This is a genomic window from Polynucleobacter sp. AP-Elch-400A-B2 (assembly GCF_018688355.1).
Lineage (GTDB): Bacteria > Pseudomonadota > Gammaproteobacteria > Burkholderiales > Burkholderiaceae > Polynucleobacter.
On record NZ_CP061317.1, the window covers coordinates 761,937 to 776,128 of the forward strand.

General features: G+C 46.0%; 14 protein-coding genes and 1 tRNA gene. 8 read left to right on the forward strand and 7 right to left on the reverse strand.

Translation table 11 applies throughout. The annotated features are described in order from the left end of the window. Window positions 1–19 precede the first annotated feature (19 nt). From FD977_RS03945 to pgi, 3 genes are read right to left on the reverse strand one after another with little or no spacing between them, the layout of a single operon-like run. Window positions 20–1,405 carry a phosphomannomutase/phosphoglucomutase gene (locus FD977_RS03945; protein ID WP_215306518.1) on the reverse strand — a complete coding sequence of 462 codons (1,386 nt, stop codon included), beginning with the start codon at window positions 1,403–1,405 and terminating at the stop codon, window positions 20–22. 22 nt (window positions 1,406–1,427) lie between these two features. Next, window positions 1,428–1,598, reverse strand: a complete 171-nt coding sequence (locus FD977_RS03950; RefSeq protein ID WP_215306519.1) for a hypothetical protein — start codon at window positions 1,596–1,598, stop codon at window positions 1,428–1,430. A gap of 39 nt (window positions 1,599–1,637) precedes the next feature. Then, on the reverse strand, window positions 1,638–3,128 hold the full coding sequence (gene pgi / locus FD977_RS03955; protein WP_215306520.1) for a glucose-6-phosphate isomerase: 1,491 nt from the start codon (window positions 3,126–3,128) through the stop codon (window positions 1,638–1,640). Window positions 3,129–3,267: 139 nt separating this feature from the next. Between pgi and FD977_RS03960 the strand changes: the two genes are divergently transcribed. Together FD977_RS03960 and FD977_RS03965 are read left to right on the forward strand one after the other, a co-directional pair. Continuing rightward, window positions 3,268–4,404 (forward strand): NAD(P)/FAD-dependent oxidoreductase, encoded by a 1,137-nt coding sequence (locus FD977_RS03960; RefSeq protein WP_215306521.1) that lies wholly within the window; start codon window positions 3,268–3,270, stop codon window positions 4,402–4,404. Between the two features lie 20 nt (window positions 4,405–4,424). Further along, window positions 4,425–4,514: transfer RNA gene (locus FD977_RS03965), tRNA-Ser, on the forward strand. A 66-nt stretch (window positions 4,515–4,580) separates the two neighbouring features. On the opposite strand, the gene FD977_RS03970 is transcribed toward FD977_RS03965, so the two are convergent. Beyond that, a complete protein-coding gene (locus FD977_RS03970; RefSeq protein ID WP_215306522.1) occupies window positions 4,581–5,162 on the reverse strand; it encodes a hypothetical protein in 582 nt (193 codons plus the stop codon). Window positions 5,163–5,399: 237 nt separating this feature from the next. Between FD977_RS03970 and FD977_RS03975 the strand changes: the two genes are divergently transcribed. From FD977_RS03975 to FD977_RS03990, 4 genes are all read left to right on the forward strand, one after another. Further along, window positions 5,400–5,783 (forward strand): DUF1924 domain-containing protein, encoded by a 384-nt coding sequence (locus tag FD977_RS03975; protein ID WP_215306524.1) that lies wholly within the window; start codon window positions 5,400–5,402, stop codon window positions 5,781–5,783. Between the two features lie 83 nt (window positions 5,784–5,866). Next, window positions 5,867–6,256: a diheme cytochrome c gene (locus tag FD977_RS03980; RefSeq protein WP_215306526.1), complete on the forward strand. Its 390-nt coding sequence runs from the start codon at window positions 5,867–5,869 to the stop codon at window positions 6,254–6,256. Then, on the forward strand, window positions 6,253–6,927 hold the full coding sequence (locus FD977_RS03985) for a cytochrome b/b6 domain-containing protein (RefSeq protein ID WP_215306528.1): 675 nt from the start codon (window positions 6,253–6,255) through the stop codon (window positions 6,925–6,927). Before FD977_RS03980 ends, FD977_RS03985 begins: the two co-directional genes overlap by 4 nt. 164 nt (window positions 6,928–7,091) lie before the next feature. Next, entirely contained in the window at window positions 7,092–9,194 is a 2,103-nt protein-coding gene (locus FD977_RS03990) for an alkyl/aryl-sulfatase (RefSeq protein ID WP_215306530.1), read from the forward strand. Between the two features lie 77 nt (window positions 9,195–9,271). Here FD977_RS03990 and FD977_RS03995 read toward each other — a convergent pair whose 3' ends face one another. Then, window positions 9,272–10,486 carry a CaiB/BaiF CoA transferase family protein gene (locus FD977_RS03995; RefSeq protein WP_371743122.1) on the reverse strand — a complete coding sequence of 405 codons (1,215 nt, stop codon included), beginning with the start codon at window positions 10,484–10,486 and terminating at the stop codon, window positions 9,272–9,274. Between the two features lie 80 nt (window positions 10,487–10,566). Here FD977_RS03995 and FD977_RS04000 point away from each other — a divergent pair, with 80 nt between their 5' ends. After that, complete coding sequence (locus tag FD977_RS04000) at window positions 10,567–11,565, forward strand: tripartite tricarboxylate transporter substrate binding protein (protein WP_215306533.1); 999 nt, start codon at window positions 10,567–10,569, stop codon at window positions 11,563–11,565. 21 nt (window positions 11,566–11,586) lie between these two features. Further along, a complete protein-coding gene (locus FD977_RS04005; protein ID WP_215306535.1) occupies window positions 11,587–12,390 on the forward strand; it encodes an enoyl-CoA hydratase/isomerase family protein in 804 nt (267 codons plus the stop codon). A 16-nt stretch (window positions 12,391–12,406) separates the two neighbouring features. Here the strand turns inward: FD977_RS04005 and hemW are convergent, their stop codons facing one another. Both hemW and rdgB read right to left on the reverse strand, forming a co-directional pair. Then, window positions 12,407–13,624: a radical SAM family heme chaperone HemW gene (gene hemW, locus FD977_RS04010; RefSeq protein ID WP_371743116.1), complete on the reverse strand. Its 1,218-nt coding sequence runs from the start codon at window positions 13,622–13,624 to the stop codon at window positions 12,407–12,409. Beyond that, window positions 13,581–14,180 (reverse strand): RdgB/HAM1 family non-canonical purine NTP pyrophosphatase, encoded by a 600-nt coding sequence (rdgB, locus tag FD977_RS04015; protein ID WP_215307042.1) that lies wholly within the window; start codon window positions 14,178–14,180, stop codon window positions 13,581–13,583. The genes hemW and rdgB overlap by 44 nt, the downstream gene beginning before the upstream one ends. Window positions 14,181–14,192: the final 12 nt, after the last annotated feature.

The window sequence follows — 14,192 nt, forward strand, 5'->3', positions numbered from 1 at the left end:
CAGTTAGTATGCGATTAATCTAGAACGGTAGTTTTGCTTCCGGCTTAGCTGCTAACAGTACAGCCTTAAATTCCGCCTGAATTCGTTTAATCGCTTCTTCACTATCAGCTTCAAAGCGCATCACTACGACTGGAGTGGTGTTGGATGGTCTAGCCAGGCCAAATCCATCGGTATATTCCACGCGTACACCATCAATCGTGTTGATTGATTCAGAAGTAGGGAACTTGGCATTGGCTTTAATAGTTTCTAGGATGGTGAATGGCTCACCTTCAGCACAGGCTAACTGTAACTCTGGAGTGCAGATGGCATTAGGCAAGTGATTGAGGGTGTCGCTTGGATTTTTCTCTTTGCTGAGGATCTCAAGTAAACGAGCACCCGTATAAAGACCATCATCAAAACCAAACCAACGATCCTTAAAGAAAATATGACCACTCATCTCGCCAGCGAGTGGGGCACCAGTCTCTTTAAGTTTGGCTTTGACTAAAGAATGTCCTGTTTTCCACATAATGGGTTCGCCACCATGCTCTTTTACGTAGGTCGCTAGATTGCGAGTGCACTTCACGTCGTAAATAATTTGACCCCCAGGATTGCGAGAGAGAACATCTTTAGCAAAGAGCATCATTTGACGGTCCGGGAATATCACCTGACCATCTTTAGTAACTACTCCTAAGCGATCAGCATCGCCATCAAAGGCGAGGCCTAATTCATTATCGGTAGTCTGGAGGTTCTTAATAAGATCTTGTAAGTTCTCAATATGCGCCGGGTCTGGATGGTGGTTTGGGAAATGACCATCAACTTCACAGAATAATTCTTGAACTTCACACCCAAGAGCTCTAAATAACTTGCCAGCAAAAGCGCCGCCCACACCATTGCCACAATCCACAGCAATCTTCATGGGTCGAGCAATCTTGATATCACCCACGATGTAGTTGAGATACATTGGGAAAATATCAAAAGTACTGCGACTTCCTTGACCGCTGGCAAATTTCTTAGCCTCAATAAGTTTGCGCAAATCCTGAATTTTTTCCCCGTAAATTGCTGCTGTACCCAAAACCATTTTGAAGCCGTTGTAATTTGGGGGATTATGGCTGCCAGTAATCATGATCCCGGACTTGGGCGTCTTACCATTGATGGTGTGATTGGTGGCGAAGTAGACCATCGGCGTTGCAACCATGCCTAGATCAATCACATTAATACTGGTAGAGAGTAGACCTTCTGTTAAAGCCTCAATCAAGCTAGGACCAGATAGACGACCATCGCGACCAATCACGATATCAGTCTCACCAAGCTCACGCATCTCCGTGCCAAAGGCTTGGCCAATCAGTTTGGCGATAGAGTGATCTAAAGTCTCATCAATAATGCCGCGAATGTCATAAGCTTTAAAAATTGAAGGTGATAATTGCACGGTTAATCCAGTACTAAAATAATTATTCTACGTTGACAATCTCATTACCAGTCATTGGGACGGCCATCTGCTCGCCACCATGTAGGTAAATATCAAAGCGTTCAAGTTTCTGACGTAGAGAAATTGAATTCACTCTCAAATTACTTAAGTCGCTGACGGTAAACTGTGCAACCTTATTCACTTCGCTTGCCATGATGATGAATTTCAAAAAATGTGGATAAAGATTAAGAGATTAAGAGTTTAATAAATTAATGCGAGCGGCAGTAACAGCGTCAATATCTGCGTTGGCAGTAATATTATTCTGATGACTTGCAAGGGCTTTCTCAATCGGCTTGGCCAGTACTTTGCCATACTCCACACCAGGCTGATCAAAGCTGTTGATATTCCACAAAGCACCTAATGTCGCTGTTCGGTTCTCATACAAAGCGAGCAGGGCGCCAAGATAAAACGCATTCAGTTTAGGTAGCAAGAGGAGATTGCTAGGACGCTTACCTGGATACACATCATTAGGGTTGCTAGCAGTTTTGCCATTCGCCAATGCTTGCGCTTGTGCCAAACAATTGGATAGCAGAATGCGGTGATGTGCCACAGCCTCTGGCCTATCGCTCATCGGCTCACGCACGGCGATGAAATCAATCGGAATGATCTCCGTGCCTTGATGAAAGAGCTGGAAGTAAGAGTGCTGCGCATTACTACCGGCACTACCAAAGACAACTGGGGATGAGTGCTTCGCTGGCCTACCATCACGATCCACACTCTTGCCGTTGCTCTCCATGTCAAGCTGTTGTAACCACTTCGGAAACCAATCTAGAGCATCTGCATACGGAATGGCAGCATAAGCTTTAATGTTATGTTTCTCTTGCTGATAAAGCAGAGAGAGCGCCATGATGACTGGCAGGTTTTCTTCAAGGGGTGCATTCTTAAAATGCAAATCCATCGCTTCGGCACCAGCTAAAAACTGTTTGAATGTTTCAAAGCCATATTGCAAAGCAATCGGTAGACCTACTGCTGACCACACGGAGTAGCGACCACCAACCCAATCCCAGAAAGGGAAGATGTTGTCTTCGCTGACACCAAATTCTTTGGCAGCGGGAATGTTGGCAGTCACGGCATATAAGGCATGCTCAATTTGACTGTGAGTACAACCGCTGTCTTTTAGCCAAGCAACAACAGCTTTGGTATTCATAGAAGTTTCAAGAGTCGTGAATGACTTTGAGACTACAATCACACGAGTGCTGTGAGGCTGAGCACGTGTCAAGATACGCGCTAGCTCAGCAGTATCAATATTGGCCAAGAAATGCATCCGCATGCCACGACTTTCAATGCCTGGAACATGAGCCATAGCTTCAATCGCTAGGCGGGGACCAAAGTCTGAGCCACCAATACCAATATGAATGACGTCAGTTACGCCAAGCCATTTATTGCACAGTGCATCAATCCGATGCCAAACCTCAGATACTGCTGGCATGACATCTTTGCCATCAATCAACACTGGCGTTTTGCTGAGATTGCGAAGTGCAGAATGAAGTGCGGGGCGATCTTCACTATTGTTAATGTGCTTGCCCGCAAATATATCCACAATGAACTGCTCAAGATGGCTTTGACGAGCAGAGGCAAAGAGCTTTTTCCAGCTAGCCGCATCAATTCCTTGATAGGCGGTGTCGAGCACCACATCAAGGGCGGAGTGAGTACTTTGGTTGGCTAATTGGGCTTGCACTGACATGGCTAGATTTTATCAATAAGGGCATCCAAATCACCCTAAAACGCTGAAAATGTTACGATTTGAACAATATAAGTGCTTTAGCTTAGCTAAAAGTCATTACAAAATTGAGACATATCTGAAATCAGGTCAGGAATAGCGGATGGAGCAGGTTGATTGCGTGGTTGTAGGCGCTGGAGTAGTTGGTTTAGCAGTTGCTCGCGAGATGGCATTGCAGGGCCGAGAAACGATTTTGCTCGAGCGCGAAGCTTCTTTTGGAACCATCAGTAGTGCGCGTAATAGTGAAGTCATTCATGCAGGGATTTACTACCCAAAAGATTCTCTCAAAGCGAAGCTTTGTGTAGAAGGTAATCGTCTCTTATATGAATACTGCCGTAGTCATCAAGTAAGCACGCAAGCCTACGGTAAGCTAATCGTTGCTGCAGACACTAGTCAGTTAGATGATCTACAGGCTATTCTATTTAAGGCTCAAAACAATCAAGTGCCCGATATCAAGATGATTTCAGGAGCGCAAGCTATAGCCTTAGAGCCAGAGCTGCAGTGTGAGGCTGCAGTGCTCTCTAGTTCAACGGGTGTAGTCGATAGCCACGGATTAATGCTCTCATTACTAGGCGGGTTTGAGGATGCCGGCGGCATGGTGGCATACCAATCCCCATTACTCAGTGCCAAACCAATTAGTAGCAATGCTGAAGGCGGCTTTGAGCTAACGATCGGCGGAGCAGATGGTATGACCATTCAGACTAAGTTGCTGATTAATTGCACAGGACTCAGTGCCCCAGCGCTTGCCCAAAAAATTGAAGGCCTCTCAAAGGATTTAATACCCAAAGCCTATTTCGCTAAAGGAAATTACTTCTCCTTATCTGGCAAATCGCCATTCAGCCACTTGATATATCCAATACCTGAGCCTGGCGGCTTAGGCGTTCATCTCACCCTCGATATGGGTGGCCAGGCCAAGTTTGGTCCAGACGTCGAGTGGTTAGACATTGACGAGGAAAGTCAGATTAACTACACAGTGGATCAAGGGCGAGGCGATAGCTTTTATGCAGCCGTCAGAAAATATTGGCCCGGCCTGAAAGATGGCTCTTTACAAGCAGATTACTCGGGCGTCAGGGCCAAAATCGTCCCACCAAACGCTCCAGCAGGAGACTTTTACTTTGAAGGACCCCAGCAGCATCAGCTGAACGGCTTATTCAACCTGTATGGCTTTGAGTCCCCAGGCCTCACCTCTTGCCTAGCCATTGCCCAGCATTTAGAGGCGCAAATCAAAAGTTCTCTATAATCTATGACTCGAATCGCAAAGGAAGAGTGGCAGAGCGGTTGAATGCACCAGTCTTGAAAACTGGCGAGGATGAAAGTCCTCCGTGAGTTCGAATCTCACCTCTTCCGCCAAATAAAAAACCCCAGCAATCACTTGCTGGGGTTTTGTCTTTCTAGTTACTAGAAAAAATTAGTGCATTACTTCTTTGCAGCTGGTGCGCTCACTACTGCAGCAATCGCTTCTGTATAAACCACTTTAACTTGGTCGTTTACAGCGATATCTTTCATTAAGTCAGGATTCTGAACTTTAACTTTGAAGATATTTCCTTGAGGACCTTTTAAAGAAACAATGTTCTTAGCCGCATCAATTGCTTCAATATTGGCAGTAGCAGTAATGGTGTTGGTAGTAATCATGCCTGGCTTATCGCCTTGTGGGGCAGTTGTCGTGGCGGTAGTAACTTGCTCACTAGTTGTACCTGGGTTTTTCACCTTCACCAACTCAATGGCAACAGCGAGTTCATAAACAACGTCAAAACGATCACCAACTTTGATTTCAGCAAAGTTCTTTACTTCAGGGCCAGCAACGATAGTAGATTCACCATCTTGATTCTTGAGGGTAACGGCGCGGGTTGCAGCATCAATCTTGATAACTTCACCGTCATAGATGAGGGCAGTCTCTTGAGCGGCTACAGCAGCAACAGGAGCTTTTGGTTGATTGAGTACAAAGTAGGCGCCGATAGCGATAGCAGCAAGCACAACAATAATAATTATTTTTTTCATAACAGCATTAATCCTTAATAAATTGAATCACATTACCAGTGAGTGATAGTGGGGTAATTGATAAATATGGTTGTTTTAACAATTATGGAGATTGTATTACTCATGTTATTGATCAGAATGAGTTTTCTGAGCTAATTTGGCTAAAAAGGGCCTAATTTCGCACTATTTATTGATCTATCGCAATCTTCAGTTTTTTAAAAGGCACATACTCGGTAAATTGCGTCAATAGGGGCCTATATGCTTTTGAAGCTACTTTCAGGGTTTGTATTAATCGGTATGACCCTTACGGTTGGCGCAACCACACCGCAAGACCTGCTGAAATACTATGAGACTCAATCTGGTAAAGCAAACCCAACTCGCGGAGAGCAATTCTTTAATGCTAAGCACGGTAAGGAATGGAGCTGTGCATCCTGCCATGAAAATCCCCCAAATCACGACACTAAACACATCATCACCGGGAAAGTAATCAAGCCATTGGCACCTAGTGCCAATCCCGCCCGCTTTACTGAAGAAGCCAAAGTAGAAAAATGGTTCAAGCGTAATTGCAATGATGTACTCGGCAGGGACTGTAGCGCGCAAGAAAAAGCAGATGTCCTCTCTTGGCTAATGACTGTTAAATGAATCCCATCAAAATGAAAAAAACTATATTCATTGCCACTACTATTCTATTGGCGTCCTCATCTACATTTGCGGCAAAAATGATAATGCCTACCGATGCACCGGCTTCTTACGAGGCTGAGTGCGCAAGTTGCCACATGGCCTATCCGCCAGCACTCTTAAGTCAGCAGAGCTGGAGGAATGTCATGTCTGGCCTATCAAAGCACTTCGGTACTGATGCTAGTTTGGATCCAAAGACTCAGACTGAAATTACAACTTGGTTGCTGCAGAATGCGACTACTCGACAAAAGTACAGCGAGACCGCACCTGAAAACCGCATTACCAAAACATCTTGGTTTATTCGTAAACATGATGAGGTGAGAGTAGATGTGTGGAAGCGATCGAGCATCAAGAGTCCCGCCAACTGTGGAGCCTGTCATATCGATGCTGCTAATGGCATTTTTAGTGATAGCAACATCAAGATCCCAGCGAAATGAATAATCCCCTGAATGACGCAGTTGGCGCTACTGGCAGAGTGAGGCAGGCCATTATGGTGTGGGATATGCCGGTGAGGGTATTTCATTGGCTACTGGTGATTTGTTTTGCAGGTGCTTGGCTCAGCTCAGAGAGTGAGCGCTGGGCGCTGATTCACTATGCGTTTGGATATACCGCATGCCTGCTGGTTCTGATTCGATTGGTATGGGGCTTAATTGGCACTCGTTACGCTAGATTTGGTCAATTTCTTAAAAGTCCTCGGGCAGTCATTGAGCACTTTATGGCCATGTTACGGGGTCATCTTCATCATGATGTTGGCCACAATCCAGCGGGCGGTTTAGTTATGTTTGCGCTGATGTTACTCATCCTGTTGATTGGCTTCACTGGCTATCTATCGGTTAAAGAGCTTTTGGGTAACTTCGTATCTGAGGCTCATGAAGTAGTTGCTAGCTTGGCTCTTGGCTTAGTCATTGTCCATATTATTGCGGCCATTGGCATGAGCTTGATCGAGAAACAGAATCTCGTCAGATCCATGGTGAGTGGCAAAAAACAGGGCATGCCAGAGCAGGGAATAATCTATCCACAGTATTTAATTGGTACCTTGATCTTTTTGGGTGCACTTTACTTTTTCTACCTGATCTTGAGCGGTAGATTGCCTAGTCTGACTCAGTAGGTTTGTTTATTTGACTGTCTGGCCTGATTCTCTTTGTAAGGTAGCTAACATGATCCTCTTTCGGCGGTAGGTATTAGCCCTATAGCTAATTGCCTATGGCTATAGCAATCTTTACATTCGTGAGATATCTTTTTTACTAATACTTGTATTACATCAAGGCTTTCATGAAAACCAAACTTTCTCTAATTGCACTATCCATTACCCTCATTTCTAGTAATCCCGCTATTGCCGCTGGCGGTGGCGGTGTAGTTGCTGACCCAGGCGCAATGCAAGGCAAGCACTTTGACTCCAAGGGTAAGGCGCCGTCCACATTTACGGTCGACCTACAAAATGGCTTGCGTAAAACTCTGCCATTTGAAGATAAGCGCGATTTTGAAGAGTCTAAGAGGGGATTTATTGCTGCCCCTACTTATAAGACCATCATGGCGGATGCCGGTAACGTCGCTTGGGATATGGGTAGTTACGACTTCCTCTTGCAAGGTAAAGACTTTGATAGCGTTCACCCATCATTGCAGCGTCAAGCGATTCTCAATATGGGCTACGGCCTTTATGAAGTCGTCCCAGGAGAGATTTATCAAGTGCGTGGCCTCGATCTTTCCAACATTAGCTTTGTCAAAACAAATACGGGTTGGATTGTCTTTGATCCCTTAACTTCAAAAGAAACTGCTAGAGCAGCTTTGGAATTAGTTAATGAGAAGTTAGGTAAACGCCCAGTAGTGGCGGTGGTCTATTCCCATTCGCATGCAGACCATTTTGGTGGTGTGCGCGGCGTAGTGGATGAAGCAGATGTGAAGAGTGGCAAAGTGAAGATTATTGCCCCAGCGGGTTTCATGGATCACGCTGTTGCGGAGAATGTCTACGCCGGCAATGCCATGACACGCCGTTTGTATTTCCAGTACGGCGTTTTATTACCACGTAGTCCATTTGGTCACGTTGACCAATCGATTGGTAAAAATACTGCGGCCGGTAACCTAGGCCTAATCGAACCAACCATTCTGATTAACGAGCCATTTGAAAAAATGATGGTTGATGGCGTAGAGATGGAGTTCCAGAACACACCAGGCACAGAAGCTCCAGCGGAGATGAATACTTACTTCCCGCAGATGAAAGCATTCTGGGCTGCTGAAAATATTACGGGCACCATTCATAACATCTACACTTTGCGCGGCGCATTAGTGCGTGATGCCTTGGCATGGTCTAAGAATATCAACAACGCCTTATATCGTTATGGCACTGAGGCGCAAGTGATGTTTGCCTCACACTCCTGGCCGCGTTGGGGTAATGATCGCGTGCAAGAAGTCATGCGCACACAGCGTGATAGCTATGCACACCTAAATAATGAGGTCCTGCATTTGGCGAACAATGGTGTGACGATTAATGAAGTACACAACGTCTACAAGCAACCTGATAGCCTAAAGTCTCAATGGGCAGCGCATAGCTACCATGGCTCAGAGGAGCACAACAGTCGCGCGGTAATTAATCGTTACCTAGGCTACTGGGATGCAAATCCTGCGACCTTGATTCCCCTATCACCAAAAGATTCTGCGCCACTCTACGTAGAGATGATGGGTGGATCAGGCAAGATTATGGCAAAGGGCAAGCAGCTCTATAAGCAGGGCAAATACCGTGAAGCAATGGAGATTGTGAACAAGTTAGTTTATGCAGAGCCAAACAACACGGCAGCTAAAGATTTGCTAGCAGATATTTTTGAGCAAATTGGCTATCAAAAAGAAAGCCCAAGCGTACGTAATAGTTTCTTGGGTGCCGCTTATGAATTGCGTCATGGCATGCCTTCCGGAGCATCACCAAAGACTAACGGCCCTGACATGATCAAGGCAATGACTACAGAGCTTTGGTTGAATGCTTTAGCTATCAGCATGGACAGTAAAAAAGCTGCCGGCATGAAGTTCACTATCAACCTGAATACACCAGACAATGGTGAAAAGTTTGTCGTAGAGATGAGCAATTCTGCGCTAAGCAATATCAAGGGTTACCAAGATAAAAAGCCAAACCTGACTATCACCGTCAATCGCAGCGATTTAGAAAAAGTCATGGGCGGACAAACTACTTTTGAAAAACTACAGACCGAAGGCAAAGCTAAGTTTGAAGGGGATCGCAAAGCATTTGAGCAACTGCGCAGCACGATGACTACCTTCACCCCTGATTTTGAGTTGATGCCTGGTACGAAAGCCAAAAAAGCACCTCCTGCTAAACCAAGCAAGGATCCGTTCGAGGCTCCTCCAATTGCCAATTCAGATGGTGCTTAAGGAAAATAAAATAGCAGTAAGGTATTAGAAAGATGGGCTCCTTGGAGCCCATTTTTTTATCTAGAAGAGTTAGTTACTTAGGCTGCGAAAGCGCCACCATCTTCCAGCGCTTTGAGTTCTTGTCCTGCAATACCCAATTCCTTGAGCACTTCATCGGTATGTTCACCGAGCAAAGGAGGGTGACGAGTCACTTGTTGTGGTGTACCCATCATCTTCACTGCAAACCCAATATTGGGAACTTTGCCCTCAATCGGATGATCAATCTCCATACGCATCTGACGATGCTGCCCATGCTCACTATCGAATGCCTGCGGGTAGGTATTAATCGGCCCAGCTGGAATGCCTGCTGCCAAGAGGAGATCCACCCATTCTTCACTGGTTTTAGTGATGAAAGTTTTCTCAAGCTCAGTAGCTAGTAACAAGCGATTGGCTAGACGTAGTGGATTGGTTCTAAAAAGTGGGTCTTCAAATAATTCTGGGCGATCAATCTTGTCACAGAGGAGTTTCCAGAGTTTTTGATTGGTGGCACCCATCACAAAATAACCATCGGCGGCTTTCATGGCCTGATAGGGTGCGCTCATATGATTGGCTGTACCCAACTTGTAAGGCTCAACACCAGTACCCCAGTATTGTGCTGTATCCCAGATGGAAAATGCCAAAGCAGAATCAAATAGGGAGGCATCAATAAATTGACCTTCACCTGACTTGGTCTTACCAATATAGGCTGACAAAATTCCATAGACTGCAAAAAGGGCGCAACCAATATCCGCTACTGGAACGCCAGCCTTTACAGGAGGACCATCTGGATAACCTGTCACGCTCATCACGCCAGACATGGCTTGTGCCATCAGGTCAAAGCCAGGTCGATCTGCCCATGGCCCGGTTTGCCCGAATCCCGAGATGCTGGCATAGACTAATCCTGGGTTGAGATCTTTCAGGGAGGGGTAATCGATACCCAATTTTTTCATGACACCGGGACGATAGTTTTCCACCAAGATGTCGGCACTCCTCACGAGCTCAAAAAATACTTTTTTTCCAGCTTCTGTTTTAAGGTTGAGCGAAACGCTACGTTTGTTACGATTCATATTCAGAAAGCCCATGCTGTCTGAACCTTTCATCTTGAATCCCATTGCTCCGCGAGTTTGATCTCCGGTACCAGGCGGCTCAATTTTGATGACATCGGCACCCAAGTCAGCTAACAACATGCAGCAGTAGGGGCCCGCCATGACTTGACTTACGTCAAGAACTCGAACGCCAGCCAAGGGTAAAGGCTTGCTGATAGGTGTTTTCATCATTGTCTCAATAGTTTTTATATGTTTAGATAGCGCTGTTAGTTGATAGTGATCAATATAAAACAAAAAATGGAGACAGCATGACAAACCAATCCTCCAAGCGGATTCTGTTGAAGCTTACTTTCGTAGTCATGGGAACTTGCGGTGCTTTGCCATTCTCCGTCAATGCACAACAGGCCTTTCCAACAAAACCCATTCGTCTAATTGTAGGCTTTGCGCCTGGTGGCGGTACGGATATTGTGGCTCGTGCGATTGCTCCCAAGATGGGCGAGATCTTAGGCCAAAGTGTCATTGTCGAAAATAAATCTGGTGCGGCCGGCACGATTGGTGCAGACCTCGTTGCCAAATCTAGTCCGGATGGTCATACCTTACTCATGGGCCACTCGAACTCCAATGCGATTTCTCCCTATGTTTTGAAGAATGTGCCTTACAACCCGGCGACTGACTTCACGCCAATTAACTATTTAGGTTACGTACCAAACGTATTGGTAGTTAAATCTTCTCTACCAGTAAACTCGGTAGCGCAATTGATTTCCTTGGCGAAGCAAAACCCAGGCCAGATGACTTATGGCTCTTCTGGCATCGGCAGCACGCAGCATCTAGCGGGTGCTTTGTTCTCGAAAATTGCCGGCGTAGAAATGAATCACGTACCTTACAAAGGTAGCGGCCAGGCGATTGTGGATTTATTGGGCGGTCAAATCACGATGAACTTTGATACCTTGCCGCCAAACTTGCAGCAGATTCGTCAGGGTAATTTAAAAGCTTTGGCAATCTCTACGCCCAAGCGCTTAGCATTATTACCTAACGTCCCTACATTTAATGAGGTAGGTATTGTTGGCTTTGATGTGACCAACTGGTATTCCGTAATGGGACCCAAAGGCATGGATCCTGTAGTCGTGAATAAGATTGATCAGGCTGTAAAGGCTGCTACCAATGATCCAGAGATTAAGAAAACATTAGATGCTCAAGGCTTACAACCAGAAGGCCCGGCAACACCAGCAGCCTTTAATTTATTCCTCGCAGGTGAGTTGGCAAAGTATCAGCGCTTGGTAAAGAGCTTGAATATCAAGGCTGAATAATTCATCCCTGATTTTTATTTCATGACAACAGCCATAGATTCCACCTCAGATCGTATTGCCGAAGTTCGCTTGGAACTTCGCAATAACATTGCGTACATTACTTTTGATCATGTTGCTGCTCGCAATGCAATGACCGTAGGAATGTATCAAAGCCTAAAATCGATTTGCGAGGATTTGGCTCGGACCCCTTCGGCGAAAGTTGCCATTCTGAGAGGTGCTGGCGGTAAGTCCTTTGTCTCGGGTAGTGATATCGCCCAGTTCTCTGGATTTAGTTCTGGTGAAGAGGGCGTTCGGTATGAAGAGGGTATCGATGCTTATCTCGCACCTTTGGCTATGTTGCCTTTCCCAACGATTGCAGTCATTGATGGCATGGCAGTTGGCGGAGGTCTAGCAATTGCTAGTTGTTGCGATTTCAGAATCTCTACCCCTGATGCGCGCTTCGGAGTGCCTATTGCCAAAACACTGGGTAATTGTTTATCTGCTGGCAATGTCGCTTGGCTCGTTGCCCACCTAGGTATCAATATCGTTAAGCGCATGTTGTTACTGGCAGAGCTGCTAACTGCACCTGAGCTACTCAAACAGGACTACCTCTTGGGCACTTATCCGGCTGAAGCGCTCGAGCATGAAGCAAATCAGCTGGCTGAACGCTTAATGAGTTTAGCGCCCATCACACAAAAATCAAGCAAGCAAACTCTTGCAAGAATCATTAAAAATAATTTACCCGATTGCCATGATTTAATCCGAGAGTGCTATGGCAGTGACGACTTTAAGAATGGCGTCGCTTCGTTTCTGGATGGTAAGCCACCAAGCTGGCAGGGAAAATAATTCTAGAGCTAGTAGTCTATAGAAACAGCTCTTGTAAGTTATTGAGATAGCGCAATCCTTGTTCCGTTGCCTTGAGCTTGTTAGGGTCTGAATCTAACAAACCTTTTTTACTGGCCTTATCCAATCCTTTTGACACTACATTGAGTGGCAAACCAGTGCGCTCGCTAAAGGTGGCGGTATCCACACCATCAGTCAGCCGCAAGGTATTGAGCATGAATTCAAAAGGGAGATCTTTTGCCGGAATCTCTCTCGCTTCAATCAAGGCATTGCCCTTGGTCTCCATCGCCTGCATATAGCTTTCTGGGTGACGTTCCCGCACCTGGCGCGTAATTTTGTCAGGAAATGAAATCTTTCCATGCGCACCTGCACCAATCCCAATGTAATCACCGAAGCGCCAGTAATTAAGATTGTGTTTGCACTCCTGATCTTTTTTGGCATACGCAGATACTTCATAACGTCGATAGCCTGCCGCCTCTAGAAGGTTTAGGTTCTGCTCAAAGATTGCATCAATCTCATTTTCACTGGGAAGCTTTGGGGGAAAGCTCGCAAAGTAGGTATTGGGTTCTAGCGTGAGGTTGTAGAAAGACAGGTGCGGCGTCTTAAACGAGAGGGCAGTTTCAATATCGGATCTGGCGGTTTCTAGACTTTGATTGGGCAAGCCAAACATGAGATCGAGATTGACGGATTTAAAGTATTGCAGAGCAATCGCAATCGCGCGCTTGGCTTCTTCGCCATTATGTATGCGCCCTAAAGCTTTGAGTTGCGTATCCTGAAAACTCTGAATACCTAAAGAGACGCGATTGATTCCTGCCTTAGCAAAGCCGGCAAACTTTTCAGTCTCGACGGATCCAGGATTGGCTTCCATAGTGATTTCACAATCGGGCTCTAAGTTCACTCGTGCTCGAACGGCTGAAAGGAGTTCATTCATACCATGGGCAGATAACAAGCTGGGTGTGCCACCACCAATAAAGATGCTGTGTACTTGACGACCCCAGATGCGAGGTAGCTCTGTTTCTAAATCAGTAATGAGGGCTTTGATGTAGCGCTCTTCGTCAAAACCTTGCTTGCCATCTTTAATTTGATGTGAGTTGAAATCGCAGTACGGACATTTTTTTTCACACCATGGAAAGTGAATGTACATAGACAATGGGGGCAGAGCAGTCAGTTTTGGCTGCGTAGCCAAAACAGAATTAAGCGTATTGAGCACGGATTTGGATTTGGGTAATGAGTTCACGCAAGGCTTGGCCACGATGACTGATCTGGTTTTTCTCAGAGGGCTCTAATTGGGCGACGGTTTTACCCAGCTCGGGAATAAAAAAATGCGGGTCATATCCAAAGCCACGATCTCCCTGAGCATCATCAATGATTTGGCCATACCAGCGGGCTTGGACAATCAGTGGTTCTGGATCATTAGCGCTATTGACCATCACCAGGGCGCAAACATAGTGCGCTCCGCGATCAGCTTTGCCCTGCAATGCTGCAACCAACTTTTGATTATTGGCAACACTGTCGCCATCAAGGCCTGCGTAACGCGCTGAGTACACTCCAGGCGCTCCATCTAATGCATGGGCACAAATCCCAGAGTCGTCTGCAAGTGCAGGTAAGCCGCTCGCAGCGCTGGCATGACGCGCCTTAGCAAGGGCATTCTCAATAAAAGTATGGTGGGGCTCTTCCGCTGACGGAATACCCAACTCACCCTGAGGGATGACTTGAAAGTGAAATGGTGCCAAGAGTTCCTGAAATTCACGGACTTTGCCAGCATTGTTAGAAGCGAGGACGAGCTTTTGCACCATCTACCTTTG

What these genes read in the sequence shown, in the direction of transcription:
- FD977_RS03985 (WP_215306528.1), top strand. Translation starts at nt 6,253, where the DNA reads ATGAATAATCCCCTGAATGACGCAGTTGGCGCTACTGGCAGAGTGAGG.
- FD977_RS04000 (WP_215306533.1), top strand. Translation starts at nt 10,567, where the DNA reads ATGACAAACCAATCCTCCAAGCGGATTCTGTTGAAGCTTACTTTCGTA.
- FD977_RS03980 (WP_215306526.1), top strand. Translation starts at nt 5,867, where the DNA reads ATGCCTACCGATGCACCGGCTTCTTACGAGGCTGAGTGCGCAAGTTGC.
- FD977_RS03960 (WP_215306521.1), top strand. Translation starts at nt 3,268, where the DNA reads ATGGAGCAGGTTGATTGCGTGGTTGTAGGCGCTGGAGTAGTTGGTTTA.
- FD977_RS03970 (WP_215306522.1), bottom strand. Translation starts at nt 5,162, where the DNA reads ATGAAAAAAATAATTATTATTGTTGTGCTTGCTGCTATCGCTATCGGC.
- pgi (WP_215306520.1), bottom strand. Translation starts at nt 3,128, where the DNA reads ATGTCAGTGCAAGCCCAATTAGCCAACCAAAGTACTCACTCCGCCCTT.
- FD977_RS03990 (WP_215306530.1), top strand. Translation starts at nt 7,092, where the DNA reads ATGAAAACCAAACTTTCTCTAATTGCACTATCCATTACCCTCATTTCT.
- FD977_RS03950 (WP_215306519.1), bottom strand. Translation starts at nt 1,598, where the DNA reads ATGGCAAGCGAAGTGAATAAGGTTGCACAGTTTACCGTCAGCGACTTA.
- FD977_RS03975 (WP_215306524.1), top strand. Translation starts at nt 5,400, where the DNA reads ATGCTTTTGAAGCTACTTTCAGGGTTTGTATTAATCGGTATGACCCTT.
- FD977_RS03995 (WP_371743122.1), bottom strand. Translation starts at nt 10,486, where the DNA reads ATGAAAACACCTATCAGCAAGCCTTTACCCTTGGCTGGCGTTCGAGTT.
- FD977_RS04005 (WP_215306535.1), top strand. Translation starts at nt 11,587, where the DNA reads ATGACAACAGCCATAGATTCCACCTCAGATCGTATTGCCGAAGTTCGC.